Genomic DNA, 26744 nt, shown 5'->3' with positions numbered 1-26744 from the left:
CAAATTGTCATATTTTCTAATTAAATCAATTAGTTTACCGTTTCACCATTCGGAGCATCGGCATCCGGATTGATGAAAACAAGTTTTCCTTCGGCATTTGTAGTCATCAGGATCATTCCCTGACTTTCTACACCGCGAAGTGCTCTTGGCGCTAAGTTGGCCAAAACCGAAACACGTTTTCCGATGATCTCTTCCGGAGAAAAACTCTCTGCAATTCCTGAAACGATTGTACGAACATCAATTCCGGTATCTACTTTCAGTACCAGAAGTTTGTTGGCTTTTGGCATTTTTTCTGCTTCCAAAATAGTTCCAACACGAATATCCATTTTAGCGAAATCTTCAAATTGAATGAGTTCTTTTTGTGGCTCAGGTTGTTTGCTTTCGGCAAGGTTAGCGGTTTTTGTAGCTTCCAATTTGTCTATTTGTTTTTGAATTTCTTCGTCTTCAATTTTTGCGAAAAGTAATTCGGCTTCTCCTATTTGGTGGCCTTCCGGAATCAATTCTGAATTTTCAGCAACATCATTCCATTTCAGTTTGCCTTCATTTTTCAGGATTTTGGATAATTTAGCGGCAGTAAAAGGTAAAAACGGTTCAGCCAAAATGCTCAGCGCAGCAGCGATTTGTAAGGCTACATACATTTGAGTTTTTACACGCTCCGGATTGTCTTTCATTACTTTCCAAGGCTCTTCGTCGGCTAAATATTTATTTCCTAAACGAGCTACATTCATCAATTCACCTAAAGCTTCACGGAATCTGTAACGCTCAACCGAACTTGAAATAACAGCCGGGTAAGCTTTCAATTCTGCCAAAGCAGCCTCGTCAACTTCGTTGAAATCATTCGGTTTTGGAATAAATCCGTCGTAATATTTATTGGTTAAAACGACTACACGATTGATGAAATTTCCAAAAATCGCTACCAGTTCGTTGTTATTTCTCGCCTGAAAATCTTTCCAGGTAAAATCGTTGTCTTTAGTTTCAGGTGCGTTTGACGTTAAGGCATAACGCAAGACATCTTGTTTCTCCGGAAACTCTTCTAAATATTCGTGTAACCAAACTGCCCAGTTTTTAGAAGTCGAAAGTTTGTTTCCTTCCAAATTCAAAAACTCATTTGCAGGTACGTTGTCCGGTAAAATATAACTTCCTTCGGCTTTTAACATCGCCGGGAAAATAATACAGTGAAAAACAATATTGTCTTTCCCTATAAAGTGAACTAGTTTGGTGTCTTCGTCTTTCCAGTAAGGTTCCCAGTCTTTTCCTTCACGGGCAGCCCATTCTTTAGTAGACGAGATGTATCCGATAGGGGCATCAAACCAAACGTATAATTTTTTTCCTTCGGCACCTTCAACCGGAACATCAATTCCCCAGTCAAGGTCACGCGTTACCGCACGAGGCTCAAGTCCGCCGTCAACCCATGATTTTACTTGTCCGTAAACATTGGGTTTCCAGTCGTTTTTATGTCCAACCAAAATCCATTCTGTTAAGAAATCGGTATATCTGTCCAAGGGTAAAAACCAGTGTTTCGTTGATTTTAAGATTGGCGTTTCTCCGGTAATTGTCGATTTTGGGTTAATCAGGTCCGTCGCATTTAAAGTCGATCCGCATTTTTCACACTGATCTCCATATGCTTCTTCATTACCACATTTCGGGCAGGTTCCAACCACAAAACGATCCGCTAAAAACTGATTGGCTTTGGCATCGTACAATTGTTCGGTTATTTCTTCAATAAAATCGCCTTTATCATACAGGGTTCTAAAGAATTCCGAAGCCGTATCATGGTGAATTTTAGCTGAAGTTCTGGAATAATTGTCAAATGAAATTCCGAAATCAGCAAACGATTTACGGATCACACCGTCGTATTTATCAATAACTTGTTGTGGCGTAACTCCTTCTTTTTTGGCTTTCATCGAAATTGCAACACCGTGTTCATCGCTTCCGCAAATAAACGCAACATCTTTTCCTTGTAAACGTAAATATCTCGAATATATATCTGCAGGCACGTAAACCCCCGCCAAATGGCCAATATGGATAGGTCCGTTGGTGTATGGTAAGGCTGCCGTAATAGTATATCTCTTTGGATTCTGTATCATAACTCAATTTTATTGAGTGCAAAAATAAGCAATAGAATTGAGATTTTGTTATTGCGCGGAGTTTCACAGAGAAAAAGCACAGAGATTCGTGAAGAATTTTGTTTTTTGGATGTCGTGAAGGCGTGAAGTTTTTCTCATTTTATGTCATTTCGACCGGAGGGAGAAATCACAAAAGAACTCCACAATCTTTGTCTATAAGCGAGTGTGATTTCTCCCTTCGGTCGAAATGACAATAGTACCGATCGTCTGGCTGAGCGAAGTCGAAGCCATGCAAAGTGACTCTTAACAGGAGGCTTCGACTTCGCTCAGCCGGACAGTACGATTAATCTTTGCGAATCTCTGCACAATAACCCATAAAATAGAACCAGTTTAAACTAGCATCCCTGTTAAAATCTTCAGGATTTATTTCGCAACCTTTGTGTTCAAAAAAACAAGAAAAAGGCAATTAATATGAGCAAGACAAAACTGATTATCAATAAAAACGGATCAATAAAAATAGAAGGCGATTTCGAAATCATGGATTCTGAAGGAGCTGTTTACGGACTACAAGGAAGATCTGCATTGGGTCTTTGCCGTTGCGGATTATCGGCAAACAAGCCTTTTTGCGATGGCGGACACCGTAATAATTTCGAACACGAGTCAAAAGCATTTGATTTACCACCAATGAAAACAAACTAAGAACATCGTTTTTGGTTATTCTGATAAAGAAGCTGCATCTAAACTGATGTGGCTTTTTTTGTTTTCATTTTTGCTTAATTTCTCAATTATGATAAGTTATTTCCTTAAAAAAGTGTGTTATATTTACCTAAATTTTTAAAAATATAAAGAATGAAAAAATTGGTAACCCCCTTGTTGCTTTTATGTTTTGTTTTGGCTCATGCCCAAACACAAAAGACGGTTTCGAGTGATTGGACATCTTTCAATCAGACGATAGAAATTCAATCTCCTGTAAAGAAAAAGTTCAGAGTAATTGCATCGGTAAAAGTAGAGACTACCGAACCTAAGTCCTGGGCAGGAGTTTGGGCCAGAGTAGATACCAAGAATGACGAGGACGGTTTTTTTGATAATATGAGTGACAGACCTGTTAAATCAAACGAATGGAAATCGTATACTGTGGAAGGGACCATCGATAAAAATAGTAAATCATTGAGTTTTGGAGGTCTTTGTTTGTATAACGGGAAGTTTTATTTTGATAAATTCGAATTGCTGATCGAAAACGACAAAGGTGTTTTTGAACCATTGGCAGTTTTAAATCCAAGTTTTGAAACACCTTTAAAAAATGGTGAGATTCCGAAATGGGGTCTGGGCATTTCAAAAGATGCTTATGTAAAAGTGAAAGAGTATAAAATTACACTTGACAAATCCAGTACCGACGGTAAAAACAGTTTGCTGCTGGAAGGAAGCGGTATTAAACCAAGATTAGAAGCGAAAATTGGGAATGTGGAAGGCGCATCGCCAAAAATTGGAGACATGATATCGATGCTTGAAGACCTTAAGGCTCGTGTAGAAAGAGCGGTGAAGAATATGAGTCCATACGAAATTGATTATTTGCATGACGAACAAGCCAACCGAATCGGATCATTGGTAATGCACCTTGCGGCTGCCGAAAAGTATTATCAGGTTTTTACCTTCGAAAACAGAGGGTTTAATGAAGAAGAGAAGAAAAAATGGGATGCTGCCTTAAACTTAGATCAGGGCGGACGTGATGAATTTAAGGGGCACGACGTACAATATTATTTAGATATTTATAATGAAGTAAGAGCTAAAACTATTGAGGAATTAAAGAAAAGAGATGATGCCTGGTTTGCTGAAGTTCAGCAAAGATACGATTGGACAAACCAATATTGCTGGTTTCATGTTATGGAGCATCAATCCAGCCATTTAGGACAGATTCTGTTTTTAAAGAAACGAATTCCGCCTCAGCAGAAACCAACATTACCAAAGGAAATTAAAAAATAAAAGTTCCTGTTTTTCATAAAAAAAAGCTGCATCATGTGCAGCTTTTTTAGTTTATATCTAAGAAGTTATCGTATTGGCTGTAATGATTGAGACAGGCAACTATTTGAGAAATACTAACTTTTTGGTTTTGTTTTGTCGCCAAATCAATAACATCCTGAAAATTATCGCAGGAATACCCAAACCAAAAATTTATTTCAAGAACCTCCGGAGGGTAAATTTCGTTATCATCGTCGTCAATTTCAGAGGTGTCTCCAATGTACACGGTCATTTCAGCTGAAAGAGAATCGATATGATCCGGCACATAAACACTGTAATAATAGTTGCTGTCGTAGGTAAGAGCGCGATCTTTTTTTGCCTGTACGAATGGTATAAAATCGCTGAGTACCCATGTTTTATTTTTAAAATCAGGCATTATGATCTAAAGGTTTAATTTTAAAAAACGGAGGTATTATAAGTATAGTTCTCCGCGCATTGTTATAACAGACGAACCTCCAACCAAAATATCATTGGCTCTGTTCATGACTTCAATCATCGACGCTTGTTTTAATTTAACTCCTTGTAGAATTTTATATTCGTGATTGGATTTCGTAAATTTCTTCTGAGTCAAAAAGCCAATCAGTGGTCCGGCGGCGGTTCCGGTAGCAGGGTCTTCGTTTATTCCGATGATCGGATTAAAGAATCGTGTTTCGACAATATGGTCTTCATTTGGACTAATGGTAAAACAATAAAAACCTTCGGATTGGTATTCTTTCGAAATCTCGATTAGCAATTTATTATCGGGAACACATTCGTTCAGCAATTGACTGTTCTTGATTGGAACCATAGTGTGGGCAACTTCGGTTTTTACAATGGTAGGCACAAAGTCGTTACTGTCCAAGTCTTCAATCTTTAAACCCAGTGCTACGGCTATTTTATAAGTTGGAATTTCTCGTTTAATCTCAGCCGATTTTTGGTGCATTTGCACGATAGGATCAAGTGTGTTAGGATCAAAGCTTACGGTGATTGGTATTGGAGAATTCTTCATGATTACAAAACGGTTGTGCTCGTCCTGTTCCTCAAAAATGGGTATTTCTTTTAGCAATGCTCCGCAAACGGCACCCAATAAATTATGTCCTGCGCCATCAATTTCAAAACCGATAGGTGTAAACGAACGCACATTTAGCGCTTTTTGATCTTTGGAGTAATAAACAAATGAAGTTTCAGAATAGCCAAATTCTTTTGCAATATCTTTATAAGTTTCGATGTCTAGATTACCATCCGTAAAAACGACCGACAACGGGTTGCCTTTGTAGCTTTTATTTGAGAATACATCTAAAACGTAATATTCCAATGCTGTTCTTCCTTTCATCGCTTTTTCTTTTTTTTAACGGAATAAAGTTACAGTTTATAGCATTTCAAAACAACAGCGTTTATAACATTCGTTTTTGTTCTTCACTTATTTGTATGGCTTTCTCTAATCTCGAAAGCCTGGTTTTTTCCTGCTTGGCAGTCATAATCCAGTGAATCATTACTTTTTTGTACGAGGGCGCTTGGTTATCAAAATATTCCCAGGCAGTTGGGTGTGCTTTAAACTGTTTCTCAAATTCGGGACTAAGAACTGAAGGGGCAGTTTCGTGCGAATAAATTTTGGATCTTTCTTCAGATCTAAATTCAAAAGCTTTTTGACCTTCGGGCATCATGAGTCCGGCTTTGGTGAGGTCTTCGATTTTTTTGATGTTGATGGCGCTCCAGATACTGGATTTCTTTCGGGGCGTAAACCGTATCGTATAACTTTCATTATCGATCGATTTTCGAATGCCGTCGATCCAGCCAAAACATAGCGCCTGATCTACCGATTCTGACCACGACATACACGGTTTTTTACTGCTCACCTTATAAAAACCAACTAAAAGTTCGGTTTCTTTTTGATGATGTTTTTCTAACCATGTTCTGAATTTTTCCTGGGTATCGAAGAAGGTTGGTGTCATTTTGGGTTAAGTTAGTGCATTGAATGAAAAAAGGATATTCCAACGCATAGAAACATAGGTTTAGCGAAATATAGAAGGCAAAAGGAAACATCTTTCTTTTACATAGCCAGCTCTGTGCATTAAAATTAAGCGAAACGTCTTTTTTGAGCAAACAAAAACGATGTTTCTATGTGTTTATAATTTTATTCTCTGCTCAAAGTTAGTAATTAATCGTCTTTGCAATTAGTTCTTTATCTTTGTAAAACTAATTATAAGGACATTCATTATGGCAAAAGGACCCGAAAAAAATGGCAAAAACAAGGCTTTGCATACCAAATTACTAAAACGAAAAAAGGTTAAGCTTCAGGAAGAAAAAAAAGCGCAGGCTTTGCGTTTGAAAGCTTTAGTGGCAAAAATGAATGAAAAGAAGAATAGTGATGAATCGGATGCTGTTTAAATTGGAACATACTTTTTATTCCTCCAGTTCTTTCCAACAGCTGTCTATATTCTCTTTGAATCTCTGTTTCTAATTTTTGAAGTTCATTTATAACCCAAAATTGGCTTTCCGGGGTTAAATAAAAATTGTTTTCCTTCAGTTTAAAATCCATTGCTCCTTTGATAATTGAAATCATTTCATCCACTTCGGAGATTCCGTTTGCGAAGTTCGGACCTACTAAAAATTTTAAAAGAGCTGTTTCTTGTTGAGGTTTGTAATACAGGATATGACTGACTATCGGGAAATAAAAGTAGAAATAACTATTGGTGTTAGATTGATACTGGATTTTATGGATCGCAGAAATCAGAATTTCAGCTTGTAAATTCGCAGTTTCCGGATTCAAATCTTTTAATAATTCGAAAGAGGCCTTTGCGTTCGGGATTGTGTTCCCCATTCTTTTTAGGAAAGAAAACGTCTCTTCAAATTCTGAATTAGTAGTTATTCTCAATTTATATTTTTTAAGCGTAAAGATTGTTTAGTTCTGATAGTAGTTGAACTCTTCAATATCATGATATCCAAAAACTTCAATTTCCGGATGCCCAGTTTTGTTCTCAATGCTAAAATAATATTTTTTCCTTCAAAACGATCTCTTATTATAAACACGAATGTGCGTTAGGGATAGTAGCGAAAAGCCCGCAGCCTGACAAAGGAAGTGCGAGGACTTGCAGCGGATAGCTCGGCCCGGAGGGAAACGCCAAAAAAAATATTCTCATTCCTATTATTATTTCTCCGAAATTTGCAAATCAATCTCAAAACAAAATCAAAATGGAGGAATTTGGTAGAATAATAGTTTCTGAAACGGCAATGAACAGTGAAAATCTTCAGGATGTGATTCACTCAAACATTTCGGTAATCAATTTAATGCGTGAAGAAGGGGTTGATGACGAATTTATTCATGAAGATGCCCTGATGAGTTATTATCTGGATTATTACTATTCGCAATATGTTGAAGGGAATTTTGCTCAGTTTGTCTATAAATCGGGTTGGAATAAAGAGTTAAACGAACTTATTGAAGAAGGGCTGGCTTTGATTGGTGCCGAAAAACACCTGGAGTTGTTCCAGCAGCAAAGCAAAAAAGTCAAATTGATGAGCAGTGTAAAGCTTAATAAATTTGTAAGCGGAAAACTGGAAGGCGTTAATCCAACACGTGATTTGCTGAACAACGATACGTTTTATGAATTAGAGGAAAATCTGGTTACCTTGAATGCTAACTTCTTAAAAAATCATCCCGATTTTGAAGTCCTTTCTGTAGACGATATGTTTGCGACTTTGGAGGAATTTGTGGGACATGAGATTAAGAGGGCTTAGTTTTTAGTCTAGCTATGGCGCGAAGCCGTAAAGTTTTTTCGAAGAAAGAGAAGTTTTGTTGTTATCAGGCAGGTTTGCGGCTTATTTAAAAACCGATGAATTGAAAATGTTATTGATAGAAAACAAATAATTTTACCCAAAATGCATTTTCTGCATAACCAATAAAATTTTGAGCGCACAAATTTTCAGCTGTATAAAAAGAACCTTTGCCCTGTTGTTTTTGCCTGTTGCCTTATCAGCTCAGGTAAAAGGTACGGATGCCGCTGATAATGTTACTCGTTATTATTATGACGATCATGTCGTTTCGGTACAAATTTGGTACGGACCAGATAACAATCCGGACAGTACCAAAACCTATTATCCGAATGGAAAATTAAATGAGGTTTTTTATTATGACGAAAAAGGTCTAAAAGATTCCGATTGTTTTCAGTACAACCAACAAGGAGAGAAATTAGTCACCTGGAATTTTTCGCATGGAAAACAAATAAGCAGAACCGATCATAAACTGCCGTTTACTAAAGACAGGGAAGAAACGGTAAAAAAGGCTCTTAAGCTGCTTACCGAAATCAATGTTAAAACCAATTACAATCCCACAAAAGTTAATGATATGTACAATCGCGGTGTGTTAAGCGTGAGTCTTGGCAATATTACTTTGGCTCTTGAAGATTTGAAAAAGGTAGAATATGCGGTTGATAAAGATCCGAAAAATAAAAGTATCGCTCTGGCCGATTCATTAGAACAAAAAAAGGATCTGTTTAGAAGCAAACTGTATGACCGTTTAGCATTTCTTTATGCTTCGCGTGAAATGGATAATTTTGCGATTCAGTATTACCATAAAGCAATAAAGAGTGCTCCCGACGATTTGCGTATTCTGTACAACTTTGCGTCATTGCTTCAACGCAGAAAGATAGACGATCTGGCACGTTTTTATTTGGAGAAAATCATAGCGGTAAAACCGGATCACCCATACGCAAGATGGGGACTTGCACGACTGTACAGCGATAGCGGAGAATATGAGAAAGCAATGGAAAATGTTGCCTTAGCTTTTGTATCTGAAAAAGTAATTACCGAACAAACTTCGGCCTACGGAGGCAGAGATTTAAGAACTGTCCGCGGTTTATTGTATCATAAATTAGGAGAATCAGAGAAAGGAATTGCCGATTTGAAATCGGTATTAGAAAGAGACAAAAACAATTCGTATGCCATGAAAAATCTCGGCATCATTTATCTGGATCAGCATAAGTACAAAAAAGCCTGCGAATGGTTTCAGAAAGCAAAAGAACTCAATTATAGTTTAGTGTATGACGAAACAGATTTGCCCTCTTTATTAGAAAGCGCGTGCCAGAATACCCGGTCGGATATTGCAATTACCAAAAAGCCTTTTGTTTTTCCGAATCCTGCAAAAACGGTGATTTCAATACAAGATTTTGATGCCGAAAGCTTCGATTATGAGTTTTTTAATTTTGAATCTGTTACCGTTTTAAAAGGCAAAAGTACTGATGGAAAAATAGATATTTCGACTTTATCTTCCGGATTTTATGTGCTGAAAGTGACTACAGCAGATTCGACAGTAACTTTTAGGGTGATTAAAGAGTAATGAATAGGCTTGTAAATGAATTGAAACGCCTTTTTGAGGATACAGGACCTCTGTCGTTATGTATTAAAATGAATTGAAAATCATTGTTGTGGTTAAAGCTGTTGCGAAATGTATCGTTCCTCCGGAACTTAATTTTGAAGACGCTTTATTTTCAACGGATTAAAATCCGTTGTTACAAAATTTGTTGTTCCTTCGGAACTTACTTATGCGGTTGTTTTTGTTGTTAATGAATAACAATCCATGTCCAAATAGGTTTTCATAAGATAAAGATTAACGTTGCAAAAGAGCCATCAGCTCGAGCAATATTGTAGCGACGGATTTTAATCCGTCGTATAGAATAAGCATAACGATAAAAGAGCCGTCGGCTCGACCAATATTGTAGCGATGGATTTTAATCCGTCGTAAAAAATAATCATAACCATAAAAGAGCCATCGGCTCGACACATATTATTTTTGAGATGTGTTTAATGCGTTGGCCATAATTAACAAAAAAACATTCAACACATTGAATCATAGATTTTAGGTGTAAAAAAGAGAACAAAAAAGAAATATATTTCTTTCACATAAGAGATTATGTGCATTTAAATGAAGTGAAATCCCTTTGTTTATAGATACAGAACCCTTGTTGCTATGTGTTAAATAACGGGTTTCTATAAAATTCTTTGCGCAGCTCTGCGAATATTTCGTGTATCGCTGTGTAATAACTCTCGAAATAACTTTAGAATCAACTTTGTCGTGATCTTAGGAAACATTTCCTTAAATTTGCTTCCATTATAAAAAAATACAATAGTTATAAAAAACAAGCTATGTTACAAATCGCATTTATTAGAGAGAATCAGGAGAAAGTAATCAAGGCTTTAGCAAAACGTAATATCGATGCTAAAAGCGTTGTGGAAGAAGTGGTGCAATTAGACGAAAACCGTCGCGCAACACAAGTAGAATTAGACAACACTTTATCTGAATCTAATAAATTATCCAAAGATATAGGGGAATTGATGAAAGCGGGAGAGAAATCAAAAGCGGCAATCTTAAAAGAAAAAACAGTTTCCTTAAAAGAAAAAAGCAAAGAATTGGGCGAAAAAGCAGAAGCTTTAGCTGCCGAATTAACCAATAAATTATACACTTTACCAAATTTACCGGCTGATATTGTTCCGGAAGGAAAAACACCGGATGACAATTTAAATGTTTTTCAGGAAGGAGATATTCCGGTTTTGCATGAAGGTGCACAGCCACACTGGGAATTGGTAAAAAAGTACGATATCATCGATTTTGAACTGGGTGTAAAAATCACAGGAGCAGGATTTCCGGTGTACAAAGGTAAAGGAGCCCGTTTGCAGCGTGCTTTGATCAATTACTTTTTAGATAAAAATACGGCTGCCGGATACAATGAAGTTCAGGTACCGCATTTGGTAAATGAAGCTTCAGGATATGGAACAGGACAGTTACCGGACAAAGAAGGACAAATGTATCATTCAACAATTGATGATTTGTATTTGATTCCAACAGCTGAGGTTCCGGTTACAAATTTGTTCCGTGATGTAATTTTAAACGAAAGTGAATTGCCGGTTTTATATACCGCCTATACGCCATGTTTCCGTCGTGAAGCTGGTTCATATGGAGCTCACGTACGTGGATTAAATCGTTTACACCAATTTGACAAAGTAGAAATTGTACGTGTTGAACACCCTGAGAAGTCTTATGAAGCATTAGACGGAATGGTAGAGCATGTAAAAGACATCTTAAAAGAATTAAAATTACCGTACCGCGTTTTACGTTTGTGTGGTGGTGATATGGGTTTCACATCGGCTTTGACTTATGATTTCGAAGTGTTTTCTACAGCACAGGATCGCTGGTTAGAAATCAGTTCAGTTTCTAACTTTGAAACTTTCCAGGCCAATCGTCTGAAATTGCGTTTCAAAGACAAAGACGGGAAAAACCAACTGGCACATACCTTAAACGGAAGTTCATTGGCATTGCCAAGAGTTTTGGCCGGAATCATAGAAAATTACCAAACCCCGGAAGGAATTGTAATCCCGGAAGTATTACGACCTTATTGTGGATTTGATATTATAAACTAAATTTTACAGTACTTAGAATTAAACCTAACAGGTTCCAAAATCTGTTAGGTTTCTTAATTTAGACTAAGAACTACAACTAAAAAAAAAGGAAGATGAAAGGGATTTTAAATTGGGACGCAGATCCCGTTATTTTTTGGATAACAGATAGTTTTCCGTTAAAATATTATGGTGCTTTCTTTGCCTGTGGGTTATTACTGGGCTACGCTATTGTGCGAAACATTTACAAAAAAGAAAATCTTTCACTGGACAATCTCGATAGTTTACTGGTTTATGTAATCGTTGGGACAATTTTGGGAGCGCGATTAGGACACTGTTTTTTTTATGAACCATCCTATTTTTTACAACATCCTATAGAAATTTTGCTACCCATTCAGAAAGTGGCCGGAGTTTACAAATTTGTTGGATATCAGGGACTGGCGAGTCATGGTGGATCAATCGGAGTTTTAATTGCGATGGTTTTGTATTGTCGAAAATATAAAGTGAAGTTCTTATGGCTTTTAGATAAAATGGCAATTGGAGTTCCGGTTACAGGAGCTTTTATCCGATTTGGGAATTTTATGAATTCTGAAATTTACGGAAAACCTACCAATGGAGACTGGGGTGTTGTTTTTCAAAGAGACGACATGATTCCAAGACATCCTACCCAGCTGTATGAAGCATTTGCTTATCTGTTGATTTTCGTAATTTTGTATGCAATGTACAAGTCAGAGAAAATTCGAAAAGCCGATGGGTTAATCTTCGGGTATTTCCTGATGTTATTGTTTCTCGCGAGATTTATAATTGAGTTTTTCAAAGAAAATCAGGAAGCTTTCGAAAACAGTATGCCAATTAATATGGGACAAATATTGAGTATTCCTTTTATTTTGATTGGTTTGGGATTGATTGTCTGGAAATCAAAAGCTACCGTTTACAGTCACGACGTTCAGTAAGCCGTATATGTTTACAGTTACAGTTGAGGTTTTTAGTAGCTGTTGAAAATTAGATCATTACCGAGTATATAAAAGACTAAAATATGAAAAACTGCATCATCTATATCGTTTTGTTCTGGTCTACTTTTGCATTTTCACAGAATGAACAGCTTGCACAGTATTATTACGATAAAGGTGATTTTGAAAAGGCCAAAATCAGTTACGAAGAGCTTTTAAATAGCGCACCATCCAATACCCAATACTTTTTAAGAACGATCGATTGTTATCAGCAGTTACAGCAATTTGAGAAAGCACAAAAAGTAATTCAGGATCGCTACAACAAATACAAGCAGGGCGTTTTTTTGGTAGAATTGGGATATAATTTTCAACTGCAAAAAAACGATGCCAAAGCCAAAAGCTACTACGAACAGGCGATCGAAAAAATCAAAACCAATCCGAATGATGTTTACGGAGTGGGCAATTCTTTCGAGAAAAAAGTATTGCTTGAATATGCTTTAAGTGCTTATCAGACGGCAATGCTGGTGCAGCCCAATTACAATTTCAACTTTCAAATCGGAATGTTGTACGGACAGTTGGGAAAAACCGATCAGATGATTGATCTTTTGCTGACGGAATCGTATAAGAATCCACAGAATGCCAATTTAATTCAGACACAACTATCGCGTTTCATGAATGGTGAAACCGATAATACGGCTTTTAAAGATGCGATGCGTAAAGCTTTGATTTTGAAAACACAAAAAGATCAGGATGTGTTTTGGAATCATTACCTGAGTTGGTTTTATGTACAGCAAAAAGAATTCGGAAAAGCTTTCATTCAGGAAAAAGCAATCTACAAACGGGAACCCGAATCACTTTCGAGTATTGTTAATTTAGGACAGTTTGCATTGAATGAGGACGACACCGAAACAGCAGAAGAAATTCTGAATTTTATCCTTCTGAACACCAAAGATCTTGATTTACTCATTCAGACAAATTCGTCTCTGATGCAGATTAAAATCGATAAAGCACAGGAAAAAGACTATGCAATTATTAGTACCGAGTTACAACAATTGCTTACAACCTATGAAATAACTCCTTTTACCTTATCTTTGCAAATAATTCAGGCGCATTTTCTGGCCTTTAATCTTAAAAAGACCGAAGAAGCCAAGGAAATTGTTAAGAAAGCGCTGGAGTTAAATTTGAATGCTTATCAGCAGGCTGATGCAAAGATGGAGTTGGCTGACATCCTGCTTTTAGAGGAAAAATTCAATCAGGCGCTGATTTATTATTCTCAAATTCAATTGGATTTAAAGAATGATGTCATGGCGCACGAAGCGAGTTTAAAAGCAGCCAAAACGAGTTATTACAAAGGCGATTTTGAATGGGCTTTGAAACAGTTTAAAGAATTGAAAGCTGCAAATACGCAATTAATTGCCAATGATGCGCTCGAGTATTTTTTACTGATCAACGATAATACGGTTGCCGATTCAACACAAACCGCATTAAAGCAGTTTGCCAAAGGCGATTTTTTAATGTACCAGAATAAAAAGCAGGAAGCAATTGCTCAGTTTCAGGGGATATTGAAAAGCTTTAAAGGACAGGAAATAGAAGCTGTTACAATGTTGCGTTTAGGTAAGATTTACGAAAGCCTGAAGGATTATACCTCGGCTTTAGGGCAGTATCAGCAGATTATTGAGCATCATGGTGATGGAATTTATGTAGACGAAGCCTTGTTTTTCTCAGCAGAAATTTACGACGATGAACTGCATGATGCAGAAAAGGCGAAGCCATTATATGAGAAGGTAATTTTTAACCATCAGGACAGTATCTATTTTGTAGATGCGAGAAAAAAATACCGACAGTTAAGAGGAGACAAGAATTTGTAAATGCCAAAAAAAAGCAAATTCCAAATTCAAAAAAAAGAGAATTAGCAATACGATGATTTGTTTTTAAGGATTTAGTGGATAAAAAAACTCAGAGCCTTAGAACCTTAGAATCTCAGAACCTTTAAAAAGAATGATAATTTACAACGTTACCACCAATATACACGAGAGTGTTCACGACCAATGGCTGAAGTGGATGCAGGAAAAACACATACCTGAAATTTTAGCCACAAAGAAGTTTTCTTCGGCGAGAATTGTCAGAGTAATGATAGAGGAAGAAATGGGCGGAATTACATATTCTGTTCAGTATGTTACAGACAGTAAGGAGACTCTGGATCGCTATTATATCGAAGACGAACCTGAGTTTCATAAAGAAGCACTAGGGTTGTTTGCCGACAAAATGCTTTCTTTCAGAACAGAGTTAGAAGTGATTTCAGAACATTAAAAATCTAATCTAGGGAAAAATGGAGATTCGATTTCAAACCTTAGAAGAAAGTAATAAACAGCGACAGGAAGATTTTTTGAAGCTGTCTAAAACAGAGCGGTTTTATAGTTTTTTGCGCTTATGTGAAAGAATAAGCAGATTTCCTGTGAAAAATAAAGTGGATAAAAACAAAGACAATTTTATAATTGTAATTGATTTGGAAAAGAAGAAATAAAACTTTGTGTCTTAGCGCCTTTGTAGCAAAAGACCCTAGTGCCTTTATGGCAAACAAAATAAGAAATAGATTATTTGGTTTTTGGATTATTCGGTATTTTGAATGTCTAATAATCTAAGAAGTCTAACAATCTAAGAATCTAGAAAAGAGAATGGAAAAAGTAAAAGCCAAAAAACATTTAGGACAACACTTCCTGAAGGATGAAAGTATCGCCAAAGCGATTGCAGATACCTTAAGCCTTAACGGATATGATGAGGTTTTAGAAATAGGACCGGGGATGGGTGTGTTGACTAAGTATTTGCTTGACAAACCAATTAATACACATGTAATCGAGATCGATACTGAATCAGTGGTGTATTTAGGTGAAAATTATCCAAAACTAAAAGATAAAATTATCTCTCAGGATTTCCTGAAATACAATATTAACGAGGTTTACGAGAACAAGCAATTTGCTATTATCGGAAACTTCCCTTATAATATTTCGACGCAGATTGTTTTTAGAACTTTAGAATTCAAACATCAGATTCCGGAATTTTCGGGGATGTTTCAAAAAGAAGTTGCAGAACGTATCTGCGAGAAAAAAGGCTCAAAGGCATACGGAATCTTATCCGTATTGGCCCAGGCTTTCTATACTACAGAGTATCTGTTTACGGTAGATGAAAACGTTTTTATTCCTCCGCCCAAGGTCAAGTCGGGTGTGATGAAAATGACCCGAAAGGAAGACTATAGCCTTCCCTGCGGAGAAAAGTTGTTTTTTACAGTAGTGAAAACGGCTTTTCAGCAAAGACGAAAAACATTACGTAACAGTTTGAAAACATTAAATTTAACCGATAAGTTGCGAGAAGACACTATCTTTGATAAACGTCCGGAACAACTTAGTGTAGAAGAATTTATTGCTTTGACTCAAAAAATAGAAGCCGATGGAGTTTAAAATAAGTAAAGAGCTAATTAAAAAAATTGCTCAACTCATCCAAGCTAAAGACAATAAGGAGCTTGAATTTTTATTAAATGACATGCACCATGCGGATTTCGCTGAAATCCTCGATGAAATTGACATTGATGAAGCAACTTATATTTTTAAGGTTTTAGATAGCGAAAAAACAGCCGAAATTCTTCTGGAATTAGAGGATGATTTGCGTGAACAAATCTTAAACAGACTTTCGCCAAAAGAAATCGCTGAAGAGCTGGATGAACTTGAAACCAATGATGCGGCAGATATTATTGGTGAACTTTCAAAAGACAGAAAAGCAGAGGTAATCTCGGAGCTTCAGGACGTAGAACACGCAAAAGGAATCGTTGATTTATTGCGTTACGACGAAGATACTGCCGGAGGTATCATGCACAAAGAGTTGGTGAAAGTCAACGAAAACTGGAACGTACTGACTTGTGTGAAAGAAATGCGTATTCAGGCAGAAAATGTTTCCAGAGTACATTCTATTTATGTTGTTGACGATGAAAACAGACTTAAAGGCAGATTGTCGCTTAAGGACCTGTTGACAACATCGACCAAAACACAAATCTCCGATATATATATCAGAAAACTGTATTCTGTAAACGTAGAAACACCCGATGTTGAAGTCGCCAGAATGATGGATAAATACGACCTGGAGGCAATTCCGGTGGTAGACGAACTGGGACGTTTAGTGGGCCGAATTACGATTGATGATATTATTGACGTCATAAAGGACGAAATTGAGAAAAGAGATACCGAAGATATTCAGAAATTCGGGGGATTGGAAGCTCTTGAATTGCCATACGTTCAGACACGTTTGGGCGAAATGGTCAAAAAAAGAGCCACTTGGTTAGTGGTTTTGTTTATTGGAGAAATGTTTACGGCTTCGGCAATGGGTTTCTTTGAAGGCGAAATTGAGAAAGCAGTAGTTTTAGCCTTATTTGTTCCGCTTATTATTTCGAGTGGAGGAAATTCGGGATCACAGGCAGCGACCCTTATCATTCGTGCTATGGCATTGAAAGAACTTACCTTAAAAGACTGGTGGTATGTAATGAAGAAAGAGATCGCGTCAGGTTTTTTACTGGGTGCTATTCTGGGTATTGTTGGTTTTATCAGGATTCTGGTTTGGCAACAAACCGGTCTTTATGAATATGGAGAACATTGGTTAACAATTGGTTTGACCGTTTCTCTTTCCTTAGTTTTTATTGTTTTATGGGGAACGCTTTCGGGATCTATGATACCCTTTTTGTTAAAAAGACTCAAACTGGACCCCGCAACTTCATCAGCACCGTTTGTGGCTACTTTAGTCGACGTAACGGGATTAGTGATCTATTTTACTATCGCTTCCTTACTATTAAAAGGGAAGTTATTATAAAAACCAAATACAGCCTATTGATGGTGTAATTCATAAAAACTTTATTGAAGTAAAAATGAATTACACTCAATTGCTGCTGTATTGAAATGATTTAAAGCTATTAATCAACCAACAATAATTCAAAAAACAACCAGTATGAAAATACACATTATAGGAGGAGGAAACCTTGGGGTTTCTATTGCCTTGGGAATTGCCAAATTCTCTAAACACAACCAGGTTACCGTCACAAGAAGAAACACGGCCAGTATTCAGTATTTAACAGAGTATGGAATTACGGTTTCTTCAGACAATAAACATACTATTCAGGAAGCCGATGTGGTTATTTTAACCATAAAACCGTATCAGGTAGATGTAGTTCTGGCGGAGATTTTACCCGTAATAAAAGGAAAAACAATTGCTTCGGCTGTAAGCGGATTGTCTTTGGATATGCTTCAGTTAAAAACAAACAATGAATTTGCGGTAGTGCGAATTATGCCCAATATAGCAGCGCAGTTCGGTGAATCGGCGACTTGTATCTCTTTTCCTGAAAAAGACAGGGATAAAGCATTACCAATTGTTGAGTTATTTCAGGATCTTGGAACTGCTCCGGTTATCGATGAAAAATTAATGGATGCCGCAACGGTACTTGGTGCCTGCGGAACAGCATACGCTTTGAGATATATTCGTGCTTCTATGCAGGCAGGTATTGAAATCGGATTTGATTCTAATACCGCATTGGCAATTGCGGCTCAAACGGTCAAAGGAGCAGCGAAAATGTTACTGGAGGAGAAAGTACATCCGGAACAATTAATCGATCGTGTTACGACGCCTCAGGGCTGCACAATTGTAGGTTTGAACGAAATGGAGCACAATGGTTTCAGTTCGTCTTTGATAAAAGGAATTAAAACCTCTTTGAAACAGATTAAAGGATAGGCATTAAATCCCAATATTAAAAATCCCAAATTCCAAGTTTTAGTAAATTGGAATTTGGGATTTTTTATTTTTATTTTTATTCAAATTTTTGACAATTGATTCTCTTTTGAAAAACTATGCGATTTTTTTCTTTGATAAAGTGTATTTCAGATAAAACAATCCAAAAAGCCCCGAAAGCACAGAGGCGATCAGAATAGCTATTTTAGAGAAAATAATAGTTTCATGATCTGTAAAGGCCAGGATGGTTATGAAGATGGACATGGTAAAACCAATTCCACCCAGCATTCCGGCACCTAGTATATGAGCCCATTTTAAGCTTTTAGGCAAACTGCATAATCCAAGACTTACACCAATAGACGAGAAAAGTAAAATACCTAAAGGCTTACCGACTACTAAGCCCAGAATAATTCCGTACGTGTTTGGGTGGTTCAAACCTTCGTGCCAGTCTGACTGAATAGCAATGCAAGTATTGGCTATAGCAAACAAAGGCAAAATAACAAAGGCAACGGGTTTGTGTAAAAAGTGCTGCAGTCTATAGGAACTAGAGTTTTCATCGCCATTTCCAAACGGAATTACAAACGCCAGAATAACACCCGTAATGGTAGCGTGAACACCTGAGTTTAGCATGAAATACCACATTACGACACCTCCAATTAAATACGGAATCAGGTTTTGAACTTTCATGCGGTTCAGCACAAATAAGAAGATCCAGATTCCTAAAGCAATTGCAAGATTTACAAAGGCTATTGAGGTAGTGTAAAAGATCGCGATAACAATTATAGCACCCAGATCATCAATAACGGCTAAGGCTGTTAAAAAAACTTTTAGCGATGAGGGAACTTTTTTTCCTAAAAGAGATAAAATTCCAATTGCAAAAGCAATATCGGTTGCCATCGGAATTCCTGCTCCGTTTTGAGTTGCCGTTCCAAAGTTTAAAACCAGGAAAATAGCGGCAGGAACCAGCATCCCGCCCAAAGCAGCCATGATGGGTAAAGAGGCATTTTTAATATTAGACAATTCACCGTGGTAAATTTCCCTTTCCAGTTCTAATCCAATTAATAAAAAGAAAATAGTCATCAAGCCATCATTAATCCAGTGTGTGATGGAATGCCCGTTCAGGTCTTTTTCCCAAAAAGCAATATATTCGGATTGAATGGAGGAATTGGCGAGGTAAAGCGATATTATGGTAACAAAAAGCAAGAGTAGTCCTCCTGATTTTTCGTTGTTGAAGAAGGCTTTAAAAGTTTTTGTTAATTTCATTTTTATTGAAGTTCAGGAGATTTTGAAGCGATTTTTTTAAGGCTTATATTTCCAAAGTTAAAAAAAAACTAACGAATAAAAAATTAAGAGGCTTGGCGCTGGTGTTTTGGATTGTATTAAAAACAAAAAAACCGCCAATCAGATTAGCGGTTTGGAGTGTTTTTTAGAGGGTTGCAGCCGCTTCTAAAATTAAGGCTGTCACTTCTTTAGGATGCGATGCCAGCGAGGCGTGTCCTGCATCCAAGCGAATGATTTTTTTAGGTTGGATTCGCTCTGCCATTTCTTTTTCTGTTTCTGGTGGAATCATATTGTCGAAGTTGGAAATTTGATACCAACTTGGTTTTGTTTTCCATGCCGGTTCACCTGCGATATCTCCAAAGCACTGACCGTGGATAGGTTTTTGAGCCAATGATAAAATCAGAGCCTCTTCTTTGTCTAAATCCTGAGCAAATGCTTCGTGAAACTCATCGTACTTAATCCATAAAAAACCTTTTGGGTCGGGATAGATACTGGCTCCGCCTGATCCGGGTCTTCGTCCTAAAAGAGCTCCCAAACTATCTCCTGCATCAGGAGCAAATGCGGCAATATATACTAAACCTACAACCTTATCATGATGTCCTGCACCTGAGATTACTGCTCCTCCGTATGAATGGCCCACCAGAAGTACTTTTCCTTCCTGTGCATCAATCAAATCCTGAGTTTTATTAATATCATCTTGTAAAGAAGTCAATGGGTTTTGAACGCTTCGTACTTTATATCCCTCTTTTACTAATCCTGGAATTACATGTTGCCAATGTGAACCATCTCCCCAAGCGCCGTGGACTAAAATAATAGTTAAATCTTTTGTTGCCATAATTACTGAAGTTTAATTGATTAAAATATAATTACTTATTTAAAACTCAATGTGATGAAGCAAAATGGGGCCTATTATTTTCTGAAATTTAATTTCACCCATAAAAGTATGAAATTAAATAGTTTGATCATGTTAAGTTTATGAGAACTTTAGCGTGTAAGAGGCTTAATTCCAGTGGTTAATGTCTCTGCTATGAAACTTAGAATAGAGAAATTGATGATTTTTTTAAAACATCTTTAGGAGTAGTCGCTTTGATTTTTGAAGATTAATAGTAAAAACGGCAAACTTAAAGAACAGCTTAAATAAAGAATAAGCTGTATTTTTGTTTGATAAAAATAGAATACAATGAGCATAAAAATTCTTCATATTGATAGCAATCATCCAATTTTATGGCAACAACTGGAAGATGCCGGTTTTGAAAACCACGCCGATTTTAAATCTTCTAAAGAAGAAATTGAAGCAAAAATTCAGGACTATAACGGAATCGTCATTCGAAGCCGTTTTAAAATTGACAAGGACTTTTTAGATCATGCGGTCAACTTAAAGTTTATTGCCAGAGTAGGAGCAGGTTTAGAAAGCATTGATTGCGAGTATGCCGAAACAAAAGGAATTCATTTAATTGCTGCTCCGGAAGGAAATCGCAATGCTGTTGCAGAACATTCTTTGGGAGTGATTTTGTCTTTGTTTAACAATCTCAATCAGGCCGACGCTGAAGTAAAAGCGGGACACTGGAACCGTGAGAGCAACAGGGGGCATGAACTTGATGGCAAAACCGTGGGAATCATTGGTTACGGAAACATGGGAAAAGCATTTGCTAAAAAACTTCGCGGCTTTGAGACCGAAGTACTGTGTTATGATATTCTTGACCATGTAGGAGATGAAAATGCAAAGCAGGTTTCATTGGCAGAACTGCAGCAAAAAAGCGATGTGCTGAGCCTGCATCTTCCGTGGACTCCTGAAACCGATAAAATGGTGAATGAAAATTTTATTAATGCTTTTGCAAAGCCCTTTTGGATTATAAATACCTCACGCGGTAAAAATATTGTGACAGCAGACTTGGTGGAAGCCATGAAGGTTAAAAAAGTCTTAGGCGCCGGTTTGGATGTTTTGGAGTATGAGAAATTATCTTTTGAGACCCTGTTTCAGGAAGAAAGCACGCCCGAGGCTTTTAAATATTTGCTCGAATCTAAAAATGTTTTGCTAACTCCTCATATCGCAGGCTGGACTTTTGAAAGCCACGAACGGTTGGCGCAGGTAATTGCAGACAAAATAAAAGCGGTCTTTCAGAGATAGTTTTAGGGGTGAAGGACAACGTTTTGGGCTTGTTTTTACAATTAAATAACGAGTCTTTTCTGTAGAATTTTGGGCGATAATTAGTTTTTAAAGTTAATTTTTAATAATATTGTTTCTAAATAGGAGGAACCGAAAATCCGAAGAGTAGGACATAACCAATTAATTTTAACTAAAAAAAATGGAAAACGATTTAAAAGAAACGTCTAATAATTTTAATGAACCAATTCCGGTATTTAAGGTAGATCCAGTTATGGTATTGCTTTTTGGATTTTTAACATGCGGATTGTACTTGATTTACTGGAACATTAAAGTATCTGAGGTTTTAAATGCCGTTGCAGGTAAAGAAGTTATCTCACAGCCGATTGCAATTTTTGCAGGATGTTGTACACCGGTAAACATTTATTTTTATTACTTGGCTGGTAAAGAAGCATTGCCAAAAGTTTATCAAAGAACTGGAGAGCTTCAAAAAGACCAATCCACTTTATTAATTGTTTTAGGGTTCTTTTTCCCTTTTGCAGCAGCAATGATAGTACAAGGTGATATCAACAGATTATACAAATAATAGTAGAACAAAACGTAAAATTTACGGAATTATCGGTGCAGCAATTACACTGATAGTTCCGTTTTTTTTAATGCTTGACAATCATAATAACCATCTGGAATCAGATCAGTCCTTTTGTCCTTTCAAAATGGTGACTGGTTTTCCTTGTCCGGGTTGTGGCATCACCAAATCACTGGTTTATTTTTATCAGGGTGACATCTACAAATCTCTTAGTTACCATATATTGGGGCCTTTTGTTATCGTATTCTGCTGGCTTACCATCATTATACTGACAACTGAACTTATTACCAAAAAAGAATATTTTTCGGGACTGCTGTACAACAGAAAATTAGCCTACAATATGGCTTATTTTTTAGCCTTTTATCATTTGATACGATTGGTTCTTTTTATCCGGGAAAGCTCTTTTGATGATATTTTGCATCAATCGATTTGGTTTTAAGACCTCAGAATTCCATCCTCATAAAGTTGAATTAGCATAACTAAAAAACACTATAAAAATGGAAAACAGTAAAACAGAACATTGGAATAATCCTCCGGTTCATCGGGAAGAGAATAAAAAAGTAGTTGCGGGAATCTTAGCAATTTTGTTAGGTTTCCTGGGTATTCACAAATTCTATTTGGGATATAATAAGGAAGGAATAATCTATCTGACAAGAACAGACGAAGAGTTTTATCAAACTTATCAGGTTGGTCAAAAAGGCTGGTTTTAAGCTGTTTTAAAGCATAAAAAAATCCCATTTTTAAGATGGGATTTTTTGTTTTATATAGGTGTGATGAAATTAATCTTCTTTCTCCGATAATTTGCGTTCCAATTCTATTTGAAATTCTTCAATAACAGGTTTCATCGTGCTTTCAGGAATATCTGCTATTCTAATGTACATTAAACCGTCTACAGCATTGTTGAACAAAGGATCAACGTTAAAAGCAACTACACGGGCATTTTGCTTGATGTACTTCTTGATTAAAACAGGCAAACGTAAGTTTCCAGGCTCCAGTTCGTCAATAATCTTATCAAACTTGTTCAAATCAGATTCTGCTTCGTCGAAGATAAAGTCTTTATCAGCGTCTTTTAATTTTACTTTGTAGGCCTTTTTCGGGTGAATGTACTGTGCAATATAAGGATCGTAATAGTTCGACTTCATGAACTCAATCATCAATGATTTTGAGAAGTCAGAAAATTGATTACTGATACTTACACCACCAAGCAGATACTTGTGTTCCGGATAACGTAAGGTGGTATGAATAATTCCTTTCCACAACAGGAACAAAGGCATTGGTTTTTGCTGGTATTCTTTGATGATAAAAGCACGACCCATTTCGATCGATTTATGCATCATATCGTGTAATTCCGGCTCAAATCTGAAAAGATCGGTTAGATAAAAACCTTCAATACCGTGTTTTGGATAGATTTCTGAACCCAATCCCATACGGTAAGCGCCTGCGATTTTTTTGGTTTCATCGTCCCACAAAAACATATGGTGGTAGTATTGGTCGTACTGATCTAAGTCAATAGATTCATTGGTACCTTCACCTACTTCACGGAAAGTGATTTCGCGTAAACGTCCAATTTCGTGTAAGATATTCGGGATCGACTTGGCACGGGCAAAAAATACTTCGTAGTTTTTACTTTGCAATAACCTGCAATCGCTGTCTCTTAATGCATTGACTTCGTCAATCATTTTGGATTCATTTGCCGGTGTTGCAATTTTTTTAGGTGCTTTCGGAATTTTTAAGCTTGCGGTGTCTAGCAATTTGCTGTCTTTCTCAAAAGGATTAGCCAGCATATAGGTTTTCTTTCTTAAAAACTCAGAGTAGTCTTCAAAAGATTCAATTTCGTTCTGTTCGTTTACGGAGATTGGTTTTCCAATACGAACTTTAATAACACGATCTTTTTGCGTTAGCAACTCCGATGGTAATTTTGCAGTACGTAAAGTATCGTCAATCTTAGAAAGCCAATAAAACAACTTACTGTTTTTGGCATGGAAATAAATAGGGATAACCGGAACTTTGGCTTTTCGAATTAATTTCAAAGCGCCTTCTTCCCATGGTTTGTCTACCACCAGTTTTCCGTCTTTGTAAGTCGAAACTTCTCCGGCCGGGAAAATCCCAAGTGGTTTTCCGTCGCTTAAATGACGTAAGGTTTCTTTAATTCCTACCACACTTGACTTGGCATCCTTATGATTCTCAAAAGGATTGACAGGCATGATGTATTTTTTTAGCGGAACAATTCTATGCAGTAAAAAGTTGGCGATGATCTTAAAATTGGGTTCTCTTTCAAGCATCAATTTTAAAAGCAAAATACCATCAATTCCACCCAGAGGGTGATTGGAAATGGTAATATAGGCGCCATCTTTCGGTAAACGTTTTAAATCTTCTTCGGGAATTTCAAATTTGATTTCCATCTCATCTAAAATTCCGTTTAAGAATGCAACATCTTCTAAATGCTTATTGTGGTCGTAAATTTTATTAAGGGTAGATATCTTAAGAACTTTCATAAGAATCCAGCCCGAAAAAGTACCCAAAACTCCGTACTTATCAACATTTATCGCTTTTGCAACTTCTTTCGCGGTAACTAAACCCATGTACTATTTTTAATTTATTAGAGCAGCGAACAAAGATAACAAAAAACTCTACTTTTCGCTGTTTCAAATGCAAACTTTCCACTTTTTTATTACATTTGAAATCCTAAAAAAAACGCTGATGAAAATTATTTCTTATAATGTAAACGGAATACGTGCCGCAATTACCAAAGGCTTTATCGAATGGCTGCAACAAGCGAATCCTGATGTGATTTGTCTTCAGGAAATAAAAGCTACCCAAGAGCAAATTCCGGTAGACGATATTACTGCCGCAGGTTATCCGTACCAATATTATTATCCGGCAACTAAAAAAGGATATAGTGGTGTTGCCATCTTGTCTAAAACAAAACCCAATAATGTGGTTTACGGAACCGGAATTCAGCACATGGACTTTGAGGGGCGTAACCTTCGTGCCGATTTTGATGACTGCTCTGTGATGAGTTTGTACTTACCGTCAGGAACTAATATTGAAAGATTAGACCATAAATTTATGTTTATGGATGATTTTCAAACCTATATTAATGAGTTAAAACAAACGATTCCGAATCTGATCATTTGTGGTGATTATAACATTTGCCATGAAGCTATTGACATTCATGACCCCGTTCGCAACAAAACCGTTTCGGGTTTTTTACCTGCTGAACGTGCATGGCTGGACGGATTTATGAAGTCTGGTTTTATAGACAGTTTCCGTCATTTTAATAAAGATCCGCACCATTATTCGTGGTGGAGCTACCGCGCAGGAGCCCGAGGGAACAATAAAGGCTGGCGTATTGACTATAATCTGGTAAGTGACTCTATGGGACACAGGTTAAAAAGAGCTGTGATTCTTCCGGATGCCGTTCATTCAGATCATTGCCCGGTTTTAGTCGAAATCGAGTAAAAGTGGTATTGTTATTGTTGAATGAATTGCTGTTTAAATTTAAACATTGCCATTGCTATTAAATTTAAACATTAGTATTAATGCCCTCCAAATAAAACAAAAAATGATTAAAAAGACCTCTATCGGACTATTGGTCGTAGCAATGTCTATGACTTCTTGTGTGTCTAAGAAAATTTACAATGATCTTGAAACCAAATATTCGGATCTGAAAAAAGAAAACCGTTCAATTGCTGATGAAAATGAGAGTTTACAAAAATCAAAAAATCAGTTAGAACTGGACCGTGATGCTTTAACAAAAGATTTAAACGCAACCAAAACAGATCTTGAAAAACAAAAAGCGGATCTGGCTGCTCAGCAGAAAAAATATAAAGTACTTCAGGATTCTTATAATGCTTTAGAGAAAAACAGCAACGATGCTTTAGAAAGCAATATGGCTAAAAACCGTGAACTGTTGGCACAACTGGAGGCGAAATCTAAAAAATTAGCAGAAGAACAAGCTCGTTTGGATAAAACAGCAAACCGCCTGAACGAATTGGAAGCAATGATCGCTGCAAAAGAAGAGGCCATGCGTAAATTGAAAGAGACGTTGTCTAAAGCTTTAAACGGTTTTGAAGGAAAAGGTCTGACTGTAGAACAGAAAAACGGAAAAGTATACGTTTCTATGGAGAACAAATTGTTGTTCAATTCAGGAAGCTGGGCTGTTGGTACCGAAGGTAGAAAGGCAGTTGTTGAATTGGGTAAAGTTCTGGGTGATAACCCTGATCTTTCAGTTTTAATTGAAGGACATACGGATGATGATCCGTACGCAGGTTCAGGACCAATTGCCAATAACTGGGATTTATCGACCAAGAGAGCTACTGCAATTGTAAATATTTTAAGCGAAAACGCTAAAATCAACAAGCAAAAATTAACAGCAGCAGGTCGCAGCGAATTTTCTCCATTGGCGAGTAACACCACTCCGGAAGGAAAAGCGAAGAACCGCAGAATCGAGATCATCTTAACGCCAAGATTAGATGAAATCGCGGAGATGCTTAATAGTATTAACTAAGACGCTAAGGTTCTGAGGAACTAAGTTTCTAAGATTTTTATGAGAAGGTTCAAAGTTTTACTTTGAACCTTCTTTAGTTACGTGAGTAAGTGTATGTAATTTTGAT

25 protein-coding genes are annotated in these 26744 nt (G+C 36.9%); 17 read left to right on the top strand and 8 right to left on the bottom strand.

Annotated features, from left to right (window positions below; translation table 11 throughout):
• Positions 1-29: 29 nt before the first annotated feature.
• Positions 30-2087: a methionine--tRNA ligase gene (metG, locus tag OLM61_RS07140; RefSeq protein ID WP_264525701.1), complete on the bottom strand. Its 2058-nt coding sequence runs from the start codon at positions 2085-2087 to the stop codon at positions 30-32.
• 450 nt (positions 2088-2537) lie between these two features.
• On the opposite strand from metG, the gene OLM61_RS07135 reads away from it, so the two are divergent.
• Together OLM61_RS07135 and OLM61_RS07130 are read left to right on the top strand one after the other, a co-directional pair.
• Positions 2538-2765 carry a CDGSH iron-sulfur domain-containing protein gene (locus tag OLM61_RS07135; RefSeq protein WP_070906333.1) on the top strand — a complete coding sequence of 76 codons (228 nt, stop codon included), beginning with the start codon at positions 2538-2540 and terminating at the stop codon, positions 2763-2765.
• Between the two features lie 150 nt (positions 2766-2915).
• On the top strand, positions 2916-4046 hold the full coding sequence (locus tag OLM61_RS07130) for a DinB family protein (protein WP_264525700.1): 1131 nt from the start codon (positions 2916-2918) through the stop codon (positions 4044-4046).
• A gap of 46 nt (positions 4047-4092) precedes the next feature.
• On the opposite strand, the gene OLM61_RS07125 is transcribed toward OLM61_RS07130, so the two are convergent.
• The 4 genes from OLM61_RS07125 to OLM61_RS07110 form a co-directional block, all read right to left on the bottom strand.
• On the bottom strand, positions 4093-4458 hold the full coding sequence (locus tag OLM61_RS07125) for a hypothetical protein (protein WP_264525699.1): 366 nt from the start codon (positions 4456-4458) through the stop codon (positions 4093-4095).
• 36 nt (positions 4459-4494) lie between these two features.
• On the bottom strand, positions 4495-5394 hold the full coding sequence (locus OLM61_RS07120; protein ID WP_264525698.1) for a PhzF family phenazine biosynthesis protein: 900 nt from the start codon (positions 5392-5394) through the stop codon (positions 4495-4497).
• A gap of 61 nt (positions 5395-5455) precedes the next feature.
• Positions 5456-6013, bottom strand: a complete 558-nt coding sequence (locus OLM61_RS07115; protein ID WP_264525697.1) for a YdeI/OmpD-associated family protein — start codon at positions 6011-6013, stop codon at positions 5456-5458.
• A gap of 335 nt (positions 6014-6348) precedes the next feature.
• Positions 6349-6882, bottom strand: coding sequence for a hypothetical protein (locus tag OLM61_RS07110; RefSeq protein ID WP_264526409.1), 534 nt, complete (start codon positions 6880-6882; stop codon positions 6349-6351).
• Positions 6883-7253: 371 nt separating this feature from the next.
• Here OLM61_RS07110 and OLM61_RS07105 point away from each other — a divergent pair, with 371 nt between their 5' ends.
• The 9 genes from OLM61_RS07105 to proC all read left to right on the top strand — a co-directional run bounded on the left by OLM61_RS07105 (position 7254) and on the right by proC (position 18160).
• A complete protein-coding gene (locus OLM61_RS07105) occupies positions 7254-7796 on the top strand; it encodes a hypothetical protein (RefSeq protein ID WP_264525696.1) in 543 nt (180 codons plus the stop codon).
• A 169-nt stretch (positions 7797-7965) separates the two neighbouring features.
• Positions 7966-9393 (top strand): tetratricopeptide repeat protein, encoded by a 1428-nt coding sequence (locus tag OLM61_RS07100; RefSeq protein WP_264525695.1) that lies wholly within the window; start codon positions 7966-7968, stop codon positions 9391-9393.
• Between the two features lie 806 nt (positions 9394-10199).
• Positions 10200-11471 (top strand): serine--tRNA ligase, encoded by a 1272-nt coding sequence (serS, locus tag OLM61_RS07095; protein ID WP_264525694.1) that lies wholly within the window; start codon positions 10200-10202, stop codon positions 11469-11471.
• Positions 11472-11563: 92 nt separating this feature from the next.
• The gene (gene lgt / locus OLM61_RS07090) at positions 11564-12400 is read left to right on the top strand and encodes a prolipoprotein diacylglyceryl transferase (protein ID WP_264525693.1); all 837 of its coding nucleotides are present in this window, start codon (positions 11564-11566) and stop codon (positions 12398-12400) included.
• An 83-nt stretch (positions 12401-12483) separates the two neighbouring features.
• Positions 12484-14265, top strand: coding sequence for a tetratricopeptide repeat protein (locus OLM61_RS07085; protein WP_264525692.1), 1782 nt, complete (start codon positions 12484-12486; stop codon positions 14263-14265).
• A 130-nt stretch (positions 14266-14395) separates the two neighbouring features.
• A complete protein-coding gene (locus OLM61_RS07080; protein ID WP_264525691.1) occupies positions 14396-14707 on the top strand; it encodes a DUF4286 family protein in 312 nt (103 codons plus the stop codon).
• Positions 14708-15072: 365 nt separating this feature from the next.
• Positions 15073-15852, top strand: coding sequence for a 16S rRNA (adenine(1518)-N(6)/adenine(1519)-N(6))-dimethyltransferase RsmA (gene rsmA, locus OLM61_RS07075; RefSeq protein ID WP_264525690.1), 780 nt, complete (start codon positions 15073-15075; stop codon positions 15850-15852).
• Entirely contained in the window at positions 15842-17248 is a 1407-nt protein-coding gene (gene mgtE, locus OLM61_RS07070; protein ID WP_264525689.1) for a magnesium transporter, read from the top strand. The genes rsmA and mgtE overlap by 11 nt, the downstream gene beginning before the upstream one ends.
• A 135-nt stretch (positions 17249-17383) precedes the next feature.
• Positions 17384-18160 carry a pyrroline-5-carboxylate reductase gene (gene proC, locus OLM61_RS07065; protein WP_264525688.1) on the top strand — a complete coding sequence of 259 codons (777 nt, stop codon included), beginning with the start codon at positions 17384-17386 and terminating at the stop codon, positions 18158-18160.
• 114 nt (positions 18161-18274) lie between these two features.
• On the opposite strand, the gene nhaA is transcribed toward proC, so the two are convergent.
• The gene (nhaA, locus tag OLM61_RS07060) at positions 18275-19420 is read right to left on the bottom strand and encodes a Na+/H+ antiporter NhaA (RefSeq protein ID WP_264525687.1); all 1146 of its coding nucleotides are present in this window, start codon (positions 19418-19420) and stop codon (positions 18275-18277) included.
• Positions 19421-19583: 163 nt separating this feature from the next.
• Positions 19584-20273, bottom strand: coding sequence for an alpha/beta hydrolase (locus OLM61_RS07055; RefSeq protein WP_264525686.1), 690 nt, complete (start codon positions 20271-20273; stop codon positions 19584-19586).
• Positions 20274-20618: 345 nt separating this feature from the next.
• Between OLM61_RS07055 and OLM61_RS07050 the strand changes: the two genes are divergently transcribed.
• The 4 genes from OLM61_RS07050 to OLM61_RS07035 all read left to right on the top strand — a co-directional run bounded on the left by OLM61_RS07050 (position 20619) and on the right by OLM61_RS07035 (position 22838).
• Positions 20619-21566 carry a 2-hydroxyacid dehydrogenase gene (locus OLM61_RS07050; RefSeq protein WP_264525685.1) on the top strand — a complete coding sequence of 316 codons (948 nt, stop codon included), beginning with the start codon at positions 20619-20621 and terminating at the stop codon, positions 21564-21566.
• 178 nt (positions 21567-21744) lie between these two features.
• Entirely contained in the window at positions 21745-22128 is a 384-nt protein-coding gene (locus OLM61_RS07045) for a DUF4234 domain-containing protein (protein ID WP_173964637.1), read from the top strand.
• Complete coding sequence (locus tag OLM61_RS07040; protein WP_264525684.1) at positions 22103-22567, top strand: DUF2752 domain-containing protein; 465 nt, start codon at positions 22103-22105, stop codon at positions 22565-22567. Before OLM61_RS07045 ends, OLM61_RS07040 begins: the two co-directional genes overlap by 26 nt.
• Before the next feature lie 58 nt (positions 22568-22625).
• Positions 22626-22838, top strand: coding sequence for a TM2 domain-containing protein (locus OLM61_RS07035; RefSeq protein WP_264525683.1), 213 nt, complete (start codon positions 22626-22628; stop codon positions 22836-22838).
• Positions 22839-22907: 69 nt separating this feature from the next.
• On the opposite strand, the gene OLM61_RS07030 is transcribed toward OLM61_RS07035, so the two are convergent.
• Positions 22908-24710, bottom strand: a complete 1803-nt coding sequence (locus OLM61_RS07030; RefSeq protein WP_264525682.1) for a lysophospholipid acyltransferase family protein — start codon at positions 24708-24710, stop codon at positions 22908-22910.
• Positions 24711-24828: 118 nt separating this feature from the next.
• Between OLM61_RS07030 and OLM61_RS07025 the strand changes: the two genes are divergently transcribed.
• Together OLM61_RS07025 and OLM61_RS07020 are read left to right on the top strand one after the other, a co-directional pair.
• Positions 24829-25590 (top strand): exodeoxyribonuclease III, encoded by a 762-nt coding sequence (locus tag OLM61_RS07025; RefSeq protein ID WP_264525681.1) that lies wholly within the window; start codon positions 24829-24831, stop codon positions 25588-25590.
• A gap of 103 nt (positions 25591-25693) precedes the next feature.
• Entirely contained in the window at positions 25694-26638 is a 945-nt protein-coding gene (locus OLM61_RS07020; protein WP_264525680.1) for a flagellar motor protein MotB, read from the top strand.
• Positions 26639-26744: the final 106 nt, after the last annotated feature.

Origin of the sequence: Flavobacterium sp. N502536 (genome assembly GCF_025947345.1) — a bacterium.
In the GTDB taxonomy this organism is placed as follows: Bacteria; Bacteroidota; Bacteroidia; order Flavobacteriales; family Flavobacteriaceae; genus Flavobacterium.
The sequence above is the reverse complement of the archived record's forward strand: the minus strand, read 5'-3'. Positions and strand labels throughout refer to the sequence as shown.

Excerpts from the sequence above, each read along its gene's own strand:
- metG (WP_264525701.1), bottom strand. The coding sequence starts at position 2,087 with ATGATACAGAATCCAAAGAGATATACTATTACGGCAGCCTTACCATAC.
- OLM61_RS07135 (WP_070906333.1), top strand. The coding sequence starts at position 2,538 with ATGAGCAAGACAAAACTGATTATCAATAAAAACGGATCAATAAAAATA.
- OLM61_RS07130 (WP_264525700.1), top strand. The coding sequence starts at position 2,916 with ATGAAAAAATTGGTAACCCCCTTGTTGCTTTTATGTTTTGTTTTGGCT.
- OLM61_RS07125 (WP_264525699.1), bottom strand. The coding sequence starts at position 4,458 with ATGCCTGATTTTAAAAATAAAACATGGGTACTCAGCGATTTTATACCA.
- OLM61_RS07120 (WP_264525698.1), bottom strand. The coding sequence starts at position 5,394 with ATGAAAGGAAGAACAGCATTGGAATATTACGTTTTAGATGTATTCTCA.
- OLM61_RS07115 (WP_264525697.1), bottom strand. The coding sequence starts at position 6,013 with ATGACACCAACCTTCTTCGATACCCAGGAAAAATTCAGAACATGGTTA.
- OLM61_RS07110 (WP_264526409.1), bottom strand. The coding sequence starts at position 6,882 with ATGGGGAACACAATCCCGAACGCAAAGGCCTCTTTCGAATTATTAAAA.
- OLM61_RS07105 (WP_264525696.1), top strand. The coding sequence starts at position 7,254 with ATGGAGGAATTTGGTAGAATAATAGTTTCTGAAACGGCAATGAACAGT.
- serS (WP_264525694.1), top strand. The coding sequence starts at position 10,200 with ATGTTACAAATCGCATTTATTAGAGAGAATCAGGAGAAAGTAATCAAG.
- lgt (WP_264525693.1), top strand. The coding sequence starts at position 11,564 with ATGAAAGGGATTTTAAATTGGGACGCAGATCCCGTTATTTTTTGGATA.
- OLM61_RS07085 (WP_264525692.1), top strand. The coding sequence starts at position 12,484 with ATGAAAAACTGCATCATCTATATCGTTTTGTTCTGGTCTACTTTTGCA.
- OLM61_RS07080 (WP_264525691.1), top strand. The coding sequence starts at position 14,396 with ATGATAATTTACAACGTTACCACCAATATACACGAGAGTGTTCACGAC.
- rsmA (WP_264525690.1), top strand. The coding sequence starts at position 15,073 with ATGGAAAAAGTAAAAGCCAAAAAACATTTAGGACAACACTTCCTGAAG.
- mgtE (WP_264525689.1), top strand. The coding sequence starts at position 15,842 with ATGGAGTTTAAAATAAGTAAAGAGCTAATTAAAAAAATTGCTCAACTC.
- proC (WP_264525688.1), top strand. The coding sequence starts at position 17,384 with ATGAAAATACACATTATAGGAGGAGGAAACCTTGGGGTTTCTATTGCC.
- nhaA (WP_264525687.1), bottom strand. The coding sequence starts at position 19,420 with ATGAAATTAACAAAAACTTTTAAAGCCTTCTTCAACAACGAAAAATCA.
- OLM61_RS07055 (WP_264525686.1), bottom strand. The coding sequence starts at position 20,273 with ATGGCAACAAAAGATTTAACTATTATTTTAGTCCACGGCGCTTGGGGA.
- OLM61_RS07050 (WP_264525685.1), top strand. The coding sequence starts at position 20,619 with ATGAGCATAAAAATTCTTCATATTGATAGCAATCATCCAATTTTATGG.
- OLM61_RS07045 (WP_173964637.1), top strand. The coding sequence starts at position 21,745 with ATGGAAAACGATTTAAAAGAAACGTCTAATAATTTTAATGAACCAATT.
- OLM61_RS07035 (WP_264525683.1), top strand. The coding sequence starts at position 22,626 with ATGGAAAACAGTAAAACAGAACATTGGAATAATCCTCCGGTTCATCGG.
- OLM61_RS07030 (WP_264525682.1), bottom strand. The coding sequence starts at position 24,710 with ATGGGTTTAGTTACCGCGAAAGAAGTTGCAAAAGCGATAAATGTTGAT.
- OLM61_RS07025 (WP_264525681.1), top strand. The coding sequence starts at position 24,829 with ATGAAAATTATTTCTTATAATGTAAACGGAATACGTGCCGCAATTACC.
- OLM61_RS07020 (WP_264525680.1), top strand. The coding sequence starts at position 25,694 with ATGATTAAAAAGACCTCTATCGGACTATTGGTCGTAGCAATGTCTATG.